The sequence below is a fragment of the Pseudomonas putida genome (genome assembly GCF_002741075.1).
GTDB lineage: Bacteria > Pseudomonadota > Gammaproteobacteria > Pseudomonadales > Pseudomonadaceae > Aquipseudomonas > Aquipseudomonas putida_T.
In genome coordinates, this window is sequence record NZ_CP016634.1 from 3,712,355 (window position 1) to 3,729,740 (window position 17,386).

General features: G+C 54.9%; 16 protein-coding genes, 1 tRNA gene and 1 pseudogene. 2 read left to right on the plus strand and 16 right to left on the minus strand.

Features of this window, described 5'->3' with window-relative positions; all coding sequences use genetic code 11:
• Positions 1-86 precede the first annotated feature (86 nt).
• From IEC33019_RS28225 to IEC33019_RS17400, 3 genes and pseudogenes are all read right to left on the minus strand, one after another.
• Positions 87-959: a methyl-accepting chemotaxis protein gene (locus IEC33019_RS28225; protein ID WP_434091180.1), complete on the minus strand. Its 873-nt coding sequence runs from the start codon at positions 957-959 to the stop codon at positions 87-89.
• A pseudogene (locus IEC33019_RS17395) lies at positions 942-2,585 on the minus strand (two-partner secretion domain-containing protein); the annotation flags it as partial. The pseudogene IEC33019_RS17395 and the gene IEC33019_RS28225, both read right to left, overlap by 18 nt.
• A gap of 22 nt (positions 2,586-2,607) precedes the next feature.
• Complete coding sequence (locus tag IEC33019_RS17400) at positions 2,608-4,311, minus strand: ShlB/FhaC/HecB family hemolysin secretion/activation protein (RefSeq protein ID WP_099593778.1); 1,704 nt, start codon at positions 4,309-4,311, stop codon at positions 2,608-2,610.
• Positions 4,312-4,676: 365 nt separating this feature from the next.
• On the opposite strand from IEC33019_RS17400, the gene IEC33019_RS17405 reads away from it, so the two are divergent.
• Positions 4,677-6,170 (plus strand): tyrosine-type recombinase/integrase, encoded by a 1,494-nt coding sequence (locus IEC33019_RS17405; protein WP_099593781.1) that lies wholly within the window; start codon positions 4,677-4,679, stop codon positions 6,168-6,170.
• Between the two features lie 125 nt (positions 6,171-6,295).
• On the opposite strand, the gene IEC33019_RS17410 is transcribed toward IEC33019_RS17405, so the two are convergent.
• The 13 genes from IEC33019_RS17410 to dapA form a co-directional block, all read right to left on the minus strand.
• The gene (locus IEC33019_RS17410; protein ID WP_099593783.1) at positions 6,296-6,913 is read right to left on the minus strand and encodes a recombinase family protein; all 618 of its coding nucleotides are present in this window, start codon (positions 6,911-6,913) and stop codon (positions 6,296-6,298) included.
• A gap of 197 nt (positions 6,914-7,110) precedes the next feature.
• Positions 7,111-8,244, minus strand: a complete 1,134-nt coding sequence (locus IEC33019_RS17415) for an XRE family transcriptional regulator (protein ID WP_157765897.1) — start codon at positions 8,242-8,244, stop codon at positions 7,111-7,113.
• Positions 8,207-8,842, minus strand: a complete 636-nt coding sequence (locus IEC33019_RS27405) for a hypothetical protein (RefSeq protein WP_157765898.1) — start codon at positions 8,840-8,842, stop codon at positions 8,207-8,209. The genes IEC33019_RS17415 and IEC33019_RS27405 overlap by 38 nt, the downstream gene beginning before the upstream one ends.
• A gap of 180 nt (positions 8,843-9,022) precedes the next feature.
• Entirely contained in the window at positions 9,023-10,225 is a 1,203-nt protein-coding gene (locus IEC33019_RS17425; RefSeq protein ID WP_099593787.1) for a YagK/YfjJ domain-containing protein, read from the minus strand.
• Between the two features lie 696 nt (positions 10,226-10,921).
• Complete coding sequence (locus tag IEC33019_RS27865) at positions 10,922-11,506, minus strand: DUF4326 domain-containing protein (protein ID WP_099593789.1); 585 nt, start codon at positions 11,504-11,506, stop codon at positions 10,922-10,924.
• Positions 11,503-11,946 (minus strand): DUF488 domain-containing protein, encoded by a 444-nt coding sequence (locus tag IEC33019_RS17435; RefSeq protein ID WP_099593791.1) that lies wholly within the window; start codon positions 11,944-11,946, stop codon positions 11,503-11,505. The genes IEC33019_RS27865 and IEC33019_RS17435 overlap by 4 nt, the downstream gene beginning before the upstream one ends.
• A gap of 12 nt (positions 11,947-11,958) precedes the next feature.
• Positions 11,959-12,234 (minus strand): dual OB domain-containing protein, encoded by a 276-nt coding sequence (locus IEC33019_RS28230; RefSeq protein ID WP_437436781.1) that lies wholly within the window; start codon positions 12,232-12,234, stop codon positions 11,959-11,961.
• A complete protein-coding gene (locus tag IEC33019_RS17440) occupies positions 12,231-12,626 on the minus strand; it encodes a dual OB domain-containing protein (RefSeq protein WP_099593793.1) in 396 nt (131 codons plus the stop codon). Before IEC33019_RS17440 ends, IEC33019_RS28230 begins: the two co-directional genes overlap by 4 nt.
• 238 nt (positions 12,627-12,864) lie before the next feature.
• A tRNA-Ser gene (locus IEC33019_RS17445) sits at positions 12,865-12,954 on the minus strand.
• 92 nt (positions 12,955-13,046) lie between these two features.
• The gene (gene purC, locus IEC33019_RS17450) at positions 13,047-13,757 is read right to left on the minus strand and encodes a phosphoribosylaminoimidazolesuccinocarboxamide synthase (protein WP_043213139.1); all 711 of its coding nucleotides are present in this window, start codon (positions 13,755-13,757) and stop codon (positions 13,047-13,049) included.
• 29 nt (positions 13,758-13,786) lie between these two features.
• A complete protein-coding gene (locus tag IEC33019_RS17455; RefSeq protein WP_070094603.1) occupies positions 13,787-14,545 on the minus strand; it encodes an MBL fold metallo-hydrolase in 759 nt (252 codons plus the stop codon).
• Positions 14,546-15,661, minus strand: a complete 1,116-nt coding sequence (bamC, locus tag IEC33019_RS17460) for an outer membrane protein assembly factor BamC (protein WP_070094604.1) — start codon at positions 15,659-15,661, stop codon at positions 14,546-14,548.
• 17 nt (positions 15,662-15,678) lie between these two features.
• On the minus strand, positions 15,679-16,566 hold the full coding sequence (gene dapA, locus IEC33019_RS17465) for a 4-hydroxy-tetrahydrodipicolinate synthase (RefSeq protein ID WP_070094605.1): 888 nt from the start codon (positions 16,564-16,566) through the stop codon (positions 15,679-15,681).
• Positions 16,567-16,825: 259 nt separating this feature from the next.
• On the opposite strand from dapA, the gene IEC33019_RS17470 reads away from it, so the two are divergent.
• On the plus strand, positions 16,826-17,386 hold the full coding sequence (locus IEC33019_RS17470; RefSeq protein ID WP_043213129.1) for a glycine cleavage system protein R: 561 nt from the start codon (positions 16,826-16,828) through the stop codon (positions 17,384-17,386).

Below are 17,386 nucleotides of genomic sequence, written 5' to 3' on the forward strand. Positions count from 1 at the left end.
CCGCGCGTCCATTCAATGCAAAGCCCCTGAGGTACGCGCTTCAGGGGCTTGATTCAACGACGACGCAGCGCCGAGTCACCCACAGGTCAAAGCTTGAATTTGCCCACCAGCAACTGCAACTCGCCGCCCAATTGCGCCAGTTTGACGCTGGAAGCGGCAGTTTCCTCGCTGGCCGCTGCCGTCTGCTCGGACACTTCCCGCACATTGAGCACGCTGCGGTTGATTTCCTCGGCCACGGCGCTCTGTTGCTCCGAGGCCGTGGCGATCTGCAGGTTCATCGATTCGATGGTCGCCACCGAACGGCTGATGTTCAGCAGCGAGGTGCCGGCCCGGCGGGTCAACTCGACACTGTTGCTGGTCAACGCGCGGCTGCGCTCAAGGATGTCACCGACCTGCTGCGTGCCACGGTGCAAGCCACTGATCAACTCTTCGATCTCTTCGGTGGAGCTCTGGGTGCGCTGTGCCAGGCTGCGCACCTCATCGGCCACCACCGCGAAGCCGCGACCGGCCTCCCCCGCCCGCGCCGCTTCGATGGCGGCGTTCAAGGCCAGCAGGTTGGTCTGCTGGGCGACCGACTTGATCACATCCAGCACCGTGCCGATCTTGTCGCTTTCTCGCTTGAGCCCGGCCATCGCCTCTGTCGAATGCCCCACCTCGACGTCCAGATGGGTGATCTGCTCGATGGCCTGATTCACCACCGTATCGCTTTCCCGCGCTTCATGGCCTGCGTTGACCGCCGCATTGGAAGCCTCCTCGGCACTGCGCGCGACATCCTGCACGGTCGAGGCCATCTGGTTCATGGCGGTGGCGACCTGGTCCGTCTCGACCTTCTGGCTGCTCACCCCCGCGCTGGTCTGCTCGGTGACCGCCGACAGTTCTTCAGCGGCACTGGCGATCTGCACCACGCCGTCGCGCAGCCCGCCGATCAGGTCGCGCAGGTTCACTGTCATGCGCTGCATACTGGCCTGCAACTCGCCCAGTTCATCACGTCGGGACACCGAAACGTCCTGGCTCAAATCACCATTGGCCACCCGCTCGGCGCTTTGCAGCGCGTCTTTCAACGGCAGCACGATCAACCGTGTAACGGCTTGCCTCAACTCGGTCGCCAGCGCTTCGTTGGCACCAGCGGCAATGGCGCCACTGGCGAAGTCCTTGCCCGCGGCCTCGGCCACCAGCCCGCCTACCAGCGCGTGCGCCGCAATCTTCGGCGCACTGCCATTTTCCAGGTGCAGATTACCCACGGCATTGAACGCAGCGGCGGCTAGCGTGTTGTACAGCGAGTCCTTTAACGCGCTACCGAAACTTCCTCCCTGTCCCAATGCTTGGCTCAACGCCGTGCTGGTGATGTTTTGCAGCGCCTGATTCACCTGCAGGCTGCGGCTGGCCACCACACTGGCGCTGTTGCGCAGATTCTGCGCCGTCAGCGTTACATCGCCCTGGGTGTTACGACTGTTGTCTGCATTGACCCCGGCCTCGACGATACCGCTGTTAATGAGCTGCGCGCCGCTGAGCTGGACATGCCGCCCGGCTGCCACGCTCTGGTTGTTGCTCAATTGGCCGCGAGCGTTCAGCTCAGCGGTACCGGCCGCATACGCAGGGCCATCGAGGGTGACCTGCTGAGCCTTGGCGCGCAGATCGCCTGCGGCGCTGACCTGAGCCATGCGCAATTGCCCATTGGCGTCCAGCTGGATATCGCCACCGCTGGCGATCAGCTTGCCATCGAGTTTTACACCCACCCCAGCTTCTGTACCCACCAGCTTGATCGACCCGGCGTACATGCCGCCGAGCGCTGAAGAGTCGATGGCCAGCTCTGGTTTGGCGGTGCCGTTGTCAGTGCGAGCAGTGGCGGCCAGTGTGCGGGCGTCGACATCGTTGCGCCCGGTGACGATGGTCAGGTCGCGAGCCTGGATCCGGGCGTTGATCTTCGCGCTGCGGGTGATGATCTCGAAGCTATCGACGTTGCTGGCATTGAGCCCCGCCCCTTCGATGATGACCTGGCCTTGGTCGACCTGGTGACGGGTCAACTGGCCATTCTCGATCACCGGTCGCCCCGTGCTCAGCGTGGCCCGCGGCGTGTTGATGAAGCCGCAACCGTCACAGGTGATGCCGTGGGGGTTGGCGACGATGACGTGTGCCCGTTGCCCTGCCACTTCGGTGTAGCCGCGCAACTGGCTGGGGTTGGTACCGTTGACTTCGTTGAGGATGGTAGTGGCGGCGCTGCCCTTCAGATTGGGGTTGCCGAGGACGATGCCACCCAACTGAGTCGCCTGGGTCCGCCCGGTGGCATTGTTGAGGATGACGCCCTGCTTACCGACGTTGTAATCACTGAAGCGGTTGTGCGATAGCCCACTGCCGTTGGGCGCGGCGATGTTGACGATCGGTACGCCGTTGCCCGCCCGATCAAGGCTCGTCCCCGGCGCACTGACCACGATACCTTCACCCGCCTGGGCCCATAACGGCTGCCAGAAGATGGCATTGGCCAATAAGAAGGCCAAGCCACGCTTGGGCAATCCGCAAAAGCGCTCACGGGGTTGAATGGCGGCCGAGCGTTGGCGGGCCAGGAAGGCGAATAGGCGAACGTCCATGTGTGCTCTCGTGAATCAGGTGTCAGATGAAAAGGTCCAGGCGCAAATACACCGGGTGTTCCTTGTCGGGCAGCGCATCGGGCTGCTCCAGGCTGCGGGCGAAGGTCACGCTGGCCGCGAGGTGCTCGCCCCGGGCGAACAATTCCAGCGAGTGGCTGCTGGCACGCCCATGGAAGTCGCCGTTGTAGCGGTCATTGCGGATCACACCCAAGTCGTAACCCAGACCCATGCCGTACTCGGCGACGATCGGCCGCAAAGAGGGCCAGGTGACCGGTCGACTCCAGCGCAGATCGTTGCGCCAGTAACCACCGCTGTCGCCGGACAGCGACTGGTCCTTGAACCCCCGAATCGAAGCCAGGCCACCGAGGCTGATGCGTTGCGGGCTGAACAGCACATCCTCGCTGCGCTGGCCATTGGCCAGGCTACTGAAGCTCAGGCGCTCGCCAAGCAGCTCGAAGCCTTGGATGAAGCTGAGGGTCGCGCTGTATTTGCGATAACGCGCAACCGGCTCGCCGGGCCGCGGATGACCATTGTCCTGGGCATCGAAAGCACCGATGCCCTGCTGAATACCGAGATCGAGGTTCACGAAAGCCCTACCCAGGCGCCGGCCATGGTTGATGCCGAACTGCGCATCGCTGAGGCGATTGCTGCTAGCGTCCAGACGGGTATCTTCGATGTAGTTGTTGGTACGCAGGTGGGCGATCCCGACGTTCAAAGCGGTCTTGCTGACTGCGTCACGGTGTACCACGCGCTCAGCGCGCAGTTGGTGGTTTTGGTTGTCACCGGTTTGCTTGAAGGCAAAGCTGTTAGCCCGTGCTGTTGAGCGGTATTCGCTTTCGCTGTAGCTGTAGCTGAAGTTCCACCACCCCCACGGCAGGTTGTAGTACAGCACGCGGTTGTTCGACCCTTGCGTGTGGTCGCTGACCACATCATGGCCCCCACGCAGCACCAGTTGGTCGGCCAGGCCAAGCGGACTGTCCCATTCAAACCCCATATTGGCTTGCTGCTCGCCCGTGCTGCGTTGGCCTTCGTTGTTGCGCGACAGCGAGGCACGCCAAGGCTTTTGCGGAGTATTGCGCACCAGCGCCCGGCTACCGCCGACCGCTTCGCCTGGGGTCAGTTCCATCTTCGCCTGGTTCGACGGCAAGCGATTGAGCTGATCGATCATCTGCTCGATCTCACGCAGATTGAGCAACTGGCCCGTCGAACCAGGGAAGGCCATGGCCAGCTCACGTTCGGACAGGCCACTGCTGTCGTCGGGGCGAAAACCTTCCAGACGCCCTTCCACGACTATCACTTGCAAATGGCCGGACGACAGGTCCTGCTGGGGCAAGTAGGCGCGGCTGGTCACCAAGCCGCGCGCCAAGTACAGGTCGGTGATGGCTTTGAGCAAAGCGTTGAGGTCGGACACGTCCAGGCATTGGCCGATGAAAGGCTTGAGCAGTGCCTGACGGTTACTGGCCGACAGGCTGTCAGCGCCTTTGAGTTCGATGGTGCTGATGTCGAAGCAGCGCACGTCTTCCGGCCGCTCGGAGGATGCGGGCTGGGCAGCCTTACCAGGCAAAGAACGCAGCTCCTCGAGTCGACGCTGTTGCTCTTCGAGCAGGCGGTTCTGCCGCTCGCGGATCAGGTCCTGGTCACCTGGCGAAGCCCAGGCCGAACCGACAAGATTGCTGAACACAACACACAAGGCAAACCCTTGCGCAGTAACCTGACCGCTCCTCATTGACGCTTCCCTGAGTCATGAAAATCGGGGCGTGATGCTATTTTTAAATCTTGCCCAGGGGCATCAGACGATTCCCTAATCCGAGCGGCGGTAATTACCTGCGTTGAAGGAATAGGTATTGAGGGAAACTAGTGGCATACCGCCGACTGAAAGAGGGGGGCTGAATCTGAAGGTTACCCAGAACTGGGCACCGAAATGCAAAAAGCCCCTGAAACTCTCGTTTCAGGGGCTTTTCATGTATGGCGGAGAGATAGGGACACTCAGCCAGATGAAAGAAAACCCGGCAAACCCAAGTAAAAATTGACACACAGACAAAAAGTAGTACAAATGAGTAGTACAAATCAGATCTGAATCTCGGCGGTATCGTGGCGGACTTCATCTTCAGAAAACGGGACGAATCGACTTGGTATGTGCGCTTGGCCGTACCTGTAGACGTTCAAAAGATCATTGGAAAAAAGGTGTTCGTTCAGTCACTGAAGACTGCGTCCCGCCCTGAGGCTATCCATGCCAGTCATGCACATTTGGCGCTATGGCGGAACCAAATCCGAGGCGCACGAAAGGCGAAGGAAGCTCCTGATGGATGGCAGGAATCTATCGTTGCTGCCACGACCGAAGTCGAGACATTGATCCAAAGCCGAAAGCGCGCGGCAATTGGCGAAGTGGTGCCTGCTATGTCAGTCACAGATTCAGATGTTCAGGCGTTCAGACAGGCTAATCCAGACATCGTGACCCTGATTGAAAAGTGGGAGGATACCCAACCGGGAAACGACATCGCGGGCGATTTGCGTTTGCAAGATACCCTGCAAGCTGGGTTCAAAGCCATGCTTGAACGTTCGTTCCGTGCGAAGCACAGCTTGACCGTGGAGCAACAACAGGAATTGGTATCCCTGATCGAGTCTCCGACCAGCTACCAAAAAAAATCTCCGCTGACCACAGCAAGACTGCTGTCATTTCGGGCTTACAGACTTGACAAGAAAATCGCCGAGAAAACAGTGGATCAACAAGAATCCAAGTTGCGAAAACTTTCGGAGTATCTAACGACTAATCAAGCCCCTCTGGATACTGATACGGTGGCGGATTGGTTAAAATCACTTGAATTATCAAGTAAAACCCTGACCCAATATCTGTTGGCAGGCAGCGTATTTTGGAAATGGGCAAATCGTTATGATGAACGCTGGCGAGCCGATTACAAAGGTCGAGTAAACCCATTCGAAAACCATGATTTGCCCAAAGTACGAGCTAAAGACAGGGCTGCCAGCAAACGGAAAGACTACAGCCTTGAAGATCTAGAAGTATTGTACGATGCGGCCCAAAAGCGGGGGCTGCACGTTTTGGCGGACTTGATTCTCTTGGGTTTTTACACGGGCGCTCGTATAGAAGAACTATGCCAGTTGACTACTAATAATGTTGTAACCCAAGAAAAAATTCTATGCTTTGACTTCCCTGATAGCAAAACCTACGCAGGCATTCGATATGTCCCAGTACATCCTGCACTCAAACCAATTGTAAAACGACTACAAAGAGACTCAGTTGATGACTACTTGATACACTCGACGAGTCGTAACAAGTATAAAAACCGGTCAGATCCTCTTTCAAAGGCATTCGGTCGCCTCAAGACAGCCCATGGATTTGGCAAGCAGCACGTTTTCCATAGCTTCCGGGGAACTGTAGTCACACAACTGCAGAGAGCCAATGTGCCTGGACCACTGATCGCACAGATCGTCGGGCATGAAACGGGCACCGTGACATATGATGTGTACAGCCAAGGGGCAAGCCCACTGCAAAAGCTCAAAGCAATTTCCAAATTGCCACGACTGAAACCACCGGCCAAGACCGACACTACGCCCCCAGTCACCTGATGAGCCGAACAGCCAAGCCCTTGTTACCCGCTCCCTAACAAGAGAATCAGGTACATGTACCTACTAGTCGCTACCGGTGATATATGGAACCACCTGAATTTCCCCCCTAGCCCAGGTGGGGGGGGTTAAGCCCCACGCTTGATCCGGTAGACCGTGGCAACTCCGACGTCTGCAAGTTTGGCAATGTCATTCGCAGACATATTTGGGTGCTTTTCAATTAGCATCTGGACCTTTGTCCATTTTTCCACATTTCTTCCCTTACCCTTTGGCGTCCAGCTTGGGTCCGCAAGGCGTTTGTTTTCCAAGCCTTGTCTAATCCGTTCAACCCGCTTTTCCTGATCAAGGCGAGCCATCGTTGCCATGAGGTCCAACAGCATGCTGTTGATCACGTCCATGATCTGACCTGTCATCCCCTTGTCTTCAATCTGCATGTGACTTGTAGGTAAATCTGCGATCACCAATCGTAAGCCCTTTGCTTTGATCTTGGCCTTCAGTGTTTCCCAATCCGACTGGGACAAGCGGCTTAAACGGTCAACGCTTTCACACACGATGCACTCACCAGTCTGCGCTTCATCCAGCATCCGCATTAGTTCAGGCCGATCTAACGTTGTGCCACTGATGTTTTCCGAATACACGCCAGCGACAAGAAGACCTTTCTCGGCTACGAATGCTTCCAGGCTAGCTTTGGCCCTTAATGCGTCTTGGTCTTTGGTGCTGGCCCGGAGGTACAGGTGTGATTTCAATTTTATTATCCTTTATACTTAAATTTGATAGACCTATGATAATTCGATCATATGGCTATTTTCAATAGGTTTCTGATAGACCAAAGCGAAGGGCCGCCGGACTACTAAAGAAGTAGACTTCTCTGATAGTTCTTAAATGGTGCTGGTTACGTATTCCTTACAACCCTAAAACAAAAGCCCCGCGATGCGGGGCTTTTTTACTTGACCAATTTGAGCCCTGAGCGAGGTGTCAAATTGGTAGGCTTCTGTATGTCCAAGCCAGTCGGTAGAACCTCTGCCAGAAATTCTGGTGTGATACCGAGTTGTTCCGCTAGGGCTTCATGTGTGATGCCGTGATGTTCGTATAACACCTTCAGAGCTGTTTTGATCATTTCAGGTTGTTCACGGACACAAAACGGGTCTTCCTTCTCAGTTATTCCTTCACCCTGATTCTTCAAGTAAATCACGGCACCCCGGTACTGATAGTCATCTATGAGACCCAGCGCTTTCGCACGGTAGATTATCGCTGCCTTGCTTACCTGGAAGTCCATTTTCATTTTGCTAATACCAACCCAGTCCAGTCTACTTCCTCGTCGAGGAAAAGCTTTCAAGAATGTTGATCTTGGTATCAGAAATGCTGATGCAAAACGGTTGGCTTCGGACTCTGTTTTGCGATCACCGGTGACTTGTCCTTCATGTAGTACTAAATGACCAAGTTCGTGAGCGATGTCGAATCGTAACCGAAACGGGCTCTGCTTTGCTTCATTCCTTACAATGACAGGTCTACGAGAGGTGATTGAAAGCGCATCAACCTCTGTTGAAGTGTCTTGAAAAAGCGTCACAACCGCACCGGCACGCTCTACAACTCTAACCATATGAGAGATTGGTCCAAAACCCAATCCCCAGTATGAACGTAACCGCTCAGCCGCTTGTTCAATTTCTTCAGTCGTTTCAGCTCCTGATTCGTCTGGGAAGTCCACAGCTGGCAAACGTACCTTGGTATCGATGAACTCTACAAGCTGATCAAATACGGTACCTCGTGCTAAAACCTTCTGCTTCATGCTGGCCTTTGTTGTTGCCAGCTTACGGAAGTGAGCTTGTTCTTCAGATAGAGAAACTCCGACGGGCTTAAAGAAAAACGTCGGGGCTACATGAAGCGACCGCGCCAGGTCTTTGATAGTCGGGTCGTCAAGCTTTAGCTTTCCTTTCCCATTCTCTAGCTGTGACACATATTGGCGCGTCGTACCTATATCTTCAGCGATGTCGTTTAGGGTTTTTCCCCAGTAATGGCGGGCCAGGCGTAGCTGACTACCCTTAAACACCCCGTCCATTTCTATCAACGGCTTCATCATCTTTACCTTCGGCCGTATCTTCGTCTATCGGAGATAGTTCAATTGGTTCAAGTTCCGCTGCGGCAGGAATTTCATCATCCACAGCGACGAGGGTCCTAACGCGTTCTGCGTTGTAACGCCATTCCGCCACTAAAGTGCCATCATGCTCAGCATGAGCTTCATACCCGACGAAATAGATTTGGTGATCATCTTCCTCCGTCAATGCACGCTCGATAATAAACCGCCACAAGTATTCGGAATGGGCATCTTCTTCGAACAACTGCAATTGCCTTGCTTCGGAGCTCGTAGGATTCAGCACGCGCATTTTCTTGGGATTTTCGTGATCGTCAAGGAAAAAACGCACAGTTTCGCTGCCAATGCCCAGCAGCAGGTCATTTCCGGAATGCTTGATCGTCAACCATGGGTGCTCATTCGAGCGTGCAAGCTGGACTAGCGCGTTTTTAATTCTGGCCCAAGACAGCGTGCCACGGCTGTAGGAACAGTCGAGATCAGTGCTGGCGGTGCGAAGGGCGTCATCTAGGACATCGAGTATTCGCTTGGCGATGATGCTAAGACGGCTAGACGTCAAGCTCGAAGAGATTTCGGATGGTTTGTTCATGGGTCCGCCTGACTGTTCCCTTCATGTGATTTGTAAACCATAATTGTGCCAAACCAAAAATTTGTCAAGCAAGCGCGCTCCCAACCACGAGATTTCGCTATCTGTTCGAATTTGGTGCTATTTACGCCTAATCTTGGCGTTTTCACCACCGCATCCGATCAGAGCTTCTGGCTCGCGAACTCAATGTCGCGGATAAACCTCCACAGACCAGATCCCTTGGCCAGGCCCACTGCAAAGTGCATCAAGCTCCTCTATTGGATTTATCTCATCCATTTCAATCGACTTAATGAATTCGTCAAACTCTTGAGCTTCAGACTCTAGCTCACTGCAAAGCGCATTAAGTTCCTCTATTGGATTTATCTCATCCATTTCAATCGACTTAATGAATTCGTCAAACTCTTGAGCTTCAGACTCTAGCTCGCTGCAAAGCGCATTAAGTTCCTCTATTGGATTTATCTCATCCATTTCAATCGACTTAATGAGTTCGTCAAACTCTTGAGCTTCAGACTCTAGCCCACTGCAAAGTGCATCAAGCTCCTCTATTGGATCTATCTCATCCATTTCAATCAACTTAATGAGTTCGTCAAACTCTTGAGCTTCAGACTCTAGCCCACTGCAAAGTGCATCAAGTTCTTCTAAGCCATCGACGCTATTTTTAACAATATCAAGCTCAACCCCAGCCGTCGCCAATGAACGATGATTAGCTTGAAAAAAGCAAGCACGACACCGACTAGAATCACCACGCAAATTTCGACAACTACAACTTACAACCATATCAGCCTTAGGCTTTAGACGCGACGCCGTAAATCGCTTGTAAGACTCACCTGTACCGTAGTTTTTCGATTCGACCTTGGCAAGATAGGATAAATGCTTAAAGCAATCTCCCAGCCTATCAACATCAAACCAATCGAACCTATGGACTTTAGGGACGATGTGAGTCGTACCACCTGTCAATTTAATCCATGCTTGGTCAATGAACTGCCACAAGCCTGTATGGCCGGCACCGTTGATTTCGCCGAGATCACGTTTTTTACTATTAAACCCAAAAAACACATGACAATGTGGCTTGCCTTTCTTAGGACCGATTTCCCTGGCTGCACCATGAATAACTTTCCCTACTCGACAAACACTCAACGATCCTAGTCTGATCTTGACAGCCTCAATATATGCACTTAATAGCTGACCTTCTTTTTTATGACCTAATCTAGGACCATCAGGAAACCGGAGATCTACACGAATCACAGTAATTCTAGAGTGGTGGGTCATCAGCGAAAACAGCTGATCATGGATTCTAGCAAGGATTTCAACGTAACTTTTCTTATTGCGCTTTACGGACGCACGGATCGGCAAGCCTCTAAACAAGCCAGCCGAGGTTATTGTCATTCTAATTTTTGTACCTATATAAAATTTCTGATTACTGGAAAGCCATCACGCCCAATCACAGCCAATACTGCACCATCATAATTAGCACAACCTGTTTTCTTTCAATAGCACCGGGAAAGCGTATCACTCACTGAATTTCAGGAAGACAACGAAACAACACCCAGGCCAGCATTACGATGCCATAGACTGGATATTTGATATAACCATATAGCAAGGCACATACCCGTCGCGAACCAACCAGGTATTGGGCTTAACTGAAAAAATTGATACGGAAAACGGTACGAGAGGAAGGGACTTGAACTAAAGACTAGCAAAAAATCTAATGGGACTAAACATTAAATCATTTTTTTTGCACATCGGACCAGTTCGTCACCCCTTAGGCATCAACCGTCGAACACAGCCAAAAAGCCACCAAGGCGCGATTTAAGCGGCGATCAGGCTAAGGGTATAGGGGTACATAGGCGCATAGCAGATCGCTTCTCAAAACGCGAATCAGGCACGCTGGTGCAGCCTATCAACGTCACCCCCAGACTTTCAATCGCGAGATCTGCGCGCAAGAGCGACGATTCTGAACCAAGAATAGGTCCATGGGCACGATACCAGAAACCATGCTCAGCTAATGGGGTATAGACCAATCGAGAAGCCTAAGTGAATCACGTTACAACTCAACTCATCACTGAACCTAAATATCCGATTCTATTTCCCATCATCCAACGAATTGAGATAGGCAGCGATAATATCACCATGACATGCTGCGGGCTTACAATGGCATGCCAACCGATGCCCCTTGATCGCCGTGACATGTTTTTCAAAATCTGCAGAGACCTTTAAGAGTCCGTTATCAAAATCATACTTAAATTTTCGAATAACCTCATCCCTATCACCATCAGCGCCAATTTGGTACGGATTACCCCAAATTGTTCCTCTACCAATGTAGGTATCATACGCATCACCACGATCCCTATTGACCACTCTAGTCAACTCGAGTTCGATAGCCCGGTACGGAATACCCATATCCCAAATAGCTTGTTTAACAAGAAAGTAGTCATCCCTATCTTCAAACAGGACGGCATGAGTACAATCACGAATTGCATCTTGCCAAGTTTCGAACCCCTGAAACTCGATAGACTTTTCTGTGCAAAACCTTCCAATGAACCCATTGGGATCTTCTGCACAATGAACCACAAATTTTTTAGACTGTAGAATTCGACCAAACTTCCTTTCAAACTTAACAAATGAAAGAAACTCAGCCGGATACATAACAAACACTTTATTAGTCATGTCAAATGCTGTACCTGAAGATCAATATCTGGCCACTGATCTTTTAAGTATTCAATAACTAACCGTCGATGACAATGATGAGGAAGGTGCTCACTACATAGCAGGCAAGCCCCATCCAATGCAGATGGAGACAGTGCTTTTTCAATGCGTCGCTTTGACATCAGCTCCATAAACCTATCAGCATATTCATCCCAGCCAATCTCTTTCTGCTGATAGGGTTTTAGTATATTTTTGGTGGGAGCCAAGTCAGGTTCATAAACATACTCAATACCGCAAAGCTCGTTCAAAAAGTACTTCAGATCATCTTTCTTCGCAAACCCCGACAACTGCGAGACGTTATTCAATCTAACATCTATCAGTTTTTTACTACCAGATAGTTTTAACAGCGAGAAAAAACGCTCAGCTTTCTTTTCTGTGAATCCAATTGTTAAAACCTTCATTGAACACTCCAGTCAGAAAACTGCCGCTATGAGTTTGTATGCATAACCATCAGTATGAAGCAGACCAAGGCTAATGGTTAGATATTTGACGGTATCCTTATACTCACCATCTTCAAAATTAGCATATTTCTTATGCCACTGCACATCCTTGATCCACAGACGATACGAGACGCCATTGTATACAAACTCACCACGAAATTTCTTCTTCCCAGAATCCGAGTCAGTTTCAACAGTCGTCGTGAGATTTTCGACACTGATCAGATAGAGGGATGGGGTCGGATGAGTCAGTCGCCCCCATGTACTCGATCATTAAGCCCATGCTTAGTAGGCTCACACCCTTTCAACCATAACCCATCGGGGGCGTCAACAATACGATCCAACACATCCACAGCGTATTTCTTTTCGAGCCTCCACCGCGTGGACCCAACAAAGTGGTTCTCTGCCTGGAAGCAAGAATTATCCTTTCCGTCAAACTCTATACGAATCAGGTCAAGTTTGACTGCATAGAAGCCGTCTGGATACTTGCGCTGCTCCAGGGTGATCGCCGATTTCGGCCCAGTGCTCACTGGCCGCACCCAAGATCCAACGCCTTGACCGGGAATGATTTCCTTACCCGCAACGCAAAAACCACCAGGCTTTTGCGAACACGCAAGACACAGCAACAATTTGGTATAGGGCATGAGTCCGTCCTTGGTGGTGGCTATTCAATCTCAGTCTACATGATCTTAGAATGCCATCACACCACCCAACCAAATCCCCGTGGTGCCCGCCGCAACGACGGAGCACGTTGCGCCAAATATCAGCAATGGCGGGCCGCCAAGAACACCTACCCAGCGTGGACCAAGTAGTACAACAGAGTAGTACAACGCAGAAACGAAAAAGCCCCGCAGACGTTAATCTGCGGGGCTTCATCTTGTATGGCGGAGAGATAGGGATTTGAACCCTAGGTACCCGCGAAGGTACAACGGATTTCGAATCCGTCCCGTTCGACCACTCCGGCATCTCTCCAGTGGCGCGCATCATACCAGCGATTTCGCGAAAGGCAAACCCTTCTTTGAAAAAAATCCGCGTGGTATCAGGCGCTTGCGTGAACGTGTCGCTTAGAGCGGCACGCCCAGACGCTTGGCCACTTCCTCGTAAGCTTCGATCACATCACCGAGGCCCTGGCGGAAGCGGTCCTTGTCCATCTTCTTGCGGGTTTCCTTGTCCCACAGACGGCAGCCGTCCGGGCTGAACTCGTCACCCAGGACGATCTGGCCGTGGAAGACACCGAACTCCAGCTTGAAGTCCACCAGCAGCAGGCCAGCGTCATCGAACAGCTTGCTCAGCACTTCATTGACCTTCAGCGACAGCTGCTTCATGGTCGCCAGTTGCTCGGCGGTACCCCAGCCGAAGGCAACAACGTGGGATTCGTTGATGAAGGGGTCGCCCTTCTCGTCGTTCTTCAGGAACAGTTCGAAGGTCGACGGCTCCAGCTTGATACCTTCTTCGACGCCCAGGCGCTTGACGAGGCTGCCGGCAGCATAGTTACGCACCACGCATTCGACCGGGATCATGTCCAGCTTCTTGACCAGGCACTCGTTGTCGCCGAGCAGCTTGTCGAACTGGGTAGGAATGCCGGCTTCTTCCAGCTTTTGCATGATGAAGGCGTTGAACTTGTTGTTCACCATGCCTTTGCGATCGAGCTGTTCGATACGCTTGCCGTCGAACGCCGAAGTGTCGTTACGGAACAGCAGGATCAAGCGGTCGGCGTCGTCGGTCTTGTAAACCGATTTGGCCTTGCCGCGGTAGAGTTCTTCGCGTTTTTCCATGATGGGCTCCGCTTGCTAGAGTGGATGGGCTAGGCGATTTCGCGCCAGTCGAGCCCATGATCCTGATTCGCCACCTGGAGCCAGTCCGGGTCGCACCCCAAGGTGTCGACGAAACACTGGCGGGCCAGTTGTGGCCGGTTGTTCTTGCTGCTGAGGTGGGCCAGCACCAGGTGTTGCAAGTGTTTCCAGCCCAGCTCGGCCACCAGGCTCGCGGCCTGGTGGTTGTTCAAATGTCCCTGGCTGCCGCCAACCCTGAGTTTCAGGAAGTGCGGGTAATGCCCGCGCGCCAACATGTCGCGACAGTGGTTGGCTTCGATCAGCAGGGCATCCAGGCCTTGGTAGCGTTCCAGCAGGTGCATGTCGTAGGAGCCGAGGTCGGTGAGCATGCCGAAACGTCGGCGCCCATCGCTGAGCACATACTGCAGCGGCTCGAGCGCATCATGTTCGACCCGCGCTGCGGTCACTTCCAAAGCGCCGATACGCAGGCTGTCACCACACCGGAGCAGACCGCTGGCCTCCACCGGTTTGCGCATGCCACGCAAGGTCCCCTGGCTGAGATAGACCGGTACATTGTAGCGCCGTGCCAGCAACCCCACCCCATGCACATGGTCGGCATGTTCGTGGGTCACCAGCACGGCGCTCAGCTGTGCCGCGGACACCCCGAGCAGCGCCAGGCGCCGCTCGGTTTCTCGCAGGGAAAAGCCGCAATCGACCAGGATGAGCGTGTCACCACTGGCGATCAGCGTGCCGTTTCCCTGGCTTCCGCTTCCAAGTACCGCGAAACGCACTTAGCCCAGGTGGTCCTGAATCATGCTCAGCACGCGGCGGGCCACATCGGCCGGTGCCACGGTGTTGATGTTTTTCTCGACGGTGACCTGCACGCTTTCGCCAACCTTGCTCAGACGGACCTGATAACGCTCGGCGCGCGCTTCACGCTCTTCCTTGCTCGGCTCGCTGCCGAACAGGCGACCGAAGAAGCCAGGCTGGTCCTGCTTGTCGTCGGGCTTCTCGGACAGGTTGATGTAGTACAGGCCGAGGCTACGGTTGATGTCCTCGACACGCCATTCGCCCTGCTCCAGGGCGCGGCCCACGCTGGACCAGGCGCGATCCAGGTCGGCGCCCAAGTAAAGCACCGGGTTGCCGCTGCCATCTTCGGCCAGGCTGACGCGGCTTGGCGCGTCGAAATCACGGGCGGCGAGCAGCGAGACCGAACCGCCCTTCTCGGCGCTGCGGTTCATGCTGGCCAGCATTTCGTCGACCAACAGCGCATCGGCACCGGTGTTGGTGGAGCTGGACGGGAAATCTGGCTCGGTGGTGCTGCCGGCCGGACGCTCGACGCTGACGATGTACACCTCGGAGGTGTTGCGCTGCACGCCTGGCTCCATGCGTACACGGACACGCACTTCGCTGTCCGGGCTGCTGGAGGCGCTGGCAAGACGCTGGCCCAGGGACGCGGAGAGTTCGTCGAAACGCTGCCAGGTGGTGTTGAACTCACCAGTCTGCGGACGCTCCTCGGCGATGCGGAAGCCATTGTCCTCGAAGAACTGGCGCGCCACCGGCCAGACTTCCGCCGGCGAACGCTGGGCCAGCACCCAGCGGCTGCTGCCGCTGCGCTGGAGGGTGAAATCGCTGGCCTCAGCCGTGGCGGTCAGCGGCTGTGGACGGGGCACCTCGAACTCGCCAGTGGCACGATCGTCGGCGACGTTACGCGGGATAGGCAGCAGCGGATCCAGGCGCTTGGGGTTGCTGGCGTCCGGCGGCAACTGCATCGGCGCGGTCGGGTGCGCCTGTAGGTAATCGCTGCCGCGGTCGCGGAAATAGCCATCCTCGCCCCACAGCCAGCCGCAACCGCTGGTGCTGGAAATGATCAGGGCAAGGGTGGAAAGACCAGCCAGTCGCTTCATGCGGGGTACTTCCTCGATTAAACCAGTACGCCGGACTGGCGCAGGGCCGCACGGACTTTTTCGTGGCAGCCTTCGCTCAGCCAGGTGAGCGGCAGACGGATGCCTTTTTGCATCAGGCCCATTTCCACCAGCGCCCACTTCACAGGAATCGGGTTGGCTTCGCAGAACAGGTCCTTGTGCAGCGGCATGAGTTTTTCGTTGATTGCGCGGGCCTTCTCGGCATTGCCCTCAAGGGCGGCCTCGCACAGATCGGCCATTTCGCGCGGGGCGACGTTGGCAGTGACGGAGATGTTGCCCTTGCCGCCCATCAGGATCAGCTCGACGGCGGTCGGGTCGTCGCCGGACAGGACGATGAAGTCTTTGTCGACGCCATCGAGGATGGCCTTGGCGCGCACCAGGTCGCCGGTGGCTTCCTTGATGCCGATGATGTTCTTGACCTTCGACAGGCGGATCACGGTCTCGGCCTGCATGTCGCAGGAGGTGCGGCCGGGTACGTTGTAGAGGATCTGCGGGATGTCGACGGCTTCGGCAATGTGCTTGAAGTGCTGATACAGGCCTTCTTGGGTCGGCTTGTTGTAGTACGGCACGACGAGCAGGCAGGCGTCGGCGCCTGCGTTCTTCGCGTTCTGGGTCAGGTGGACGGCTTCGGCAGTGGAGTTGGCACCGGTACCGGCGATGACCGGGACGCGGTGGCTGCTGCGCTTGACGCGCTCGACCACGTGCTTGATGACCAGGATATGCTCTTCGACATCCAGCGTGGCGGACTCACCGGTGGTGCCGACAGCGACGATCGCGTGAGTGCCTTTTTCCAGGTGGAAGTCTACAAGTTTGTCGAGGCTGTCCCAGTCAAGACGCCCTTGTGCATCCATGGGAGTGACCAATGCCACCATACTGCCCGCAATCATGTAACTGCTCCTGCCGGAAAAAGAGAGCGGTAATGGTACTGGCGCCATCGGCCTTGCACAAGCGAAGCAGGCGGGCGGAGCATTCCCCTTCGCGCTGCTTTTCGCTACCCTTCTCCCTTTGATCGGCGCAGCGTGGCCCGCCGGGCCGTCGACAATGCTCCGCGCCAGCGTCCACGACCTCGAATCCGAGCCCGGGGCCCTGCCGACAGGAGGCTTATGCCTGTCCTGTGCCGACCGCTCATCGCTTTAGGAATGCTGCATGTCCACCCCCACTGTCCGCGAACAATTCCTTGTCATCAGTGCCTTGGGTCCCAACCCCATGGAGCTGGCCAACGTTCTCAGCCGCGCTGCCTTCGACAATCGCTGCGCGGTGATCACTTCGCGCCTGACCCGCCATGGCGAGACCAGTGCCCTGGTCTTGCAGGTCGGTGGCAGCTGGGATGCCCTGGCGCGCCTGGAGGCGGTACTGCCGGGCCTGGGCAAGAAACACGGCCTGACCCTCGATGTGGTGCGCAGCGCCGACCAGGAAGTGCGCCCCCAGGCCCTGCCCTACGTGGCCTATGTCAGCGCCGCCTATCGCCCGGATATCGTCAGCGAGCTGTGCCAGTTCTTCCTCGACCACCGCGTCGAACTCGAGAGCATGACCTGCGACACCTACCTGGCCCCACAGACCGGCAGCAGCATGCTCAACGCCCAGTTCACCGTGATCCTGCCGGCCGGCACCCAGATCAGCTGGTTGCGTGACCAGTTCCTGGACTTCGCCGATGCCCTGAACCTGGATGCGCTGATCGAACCCTGGCGCCCACAGAACCCCATGTAA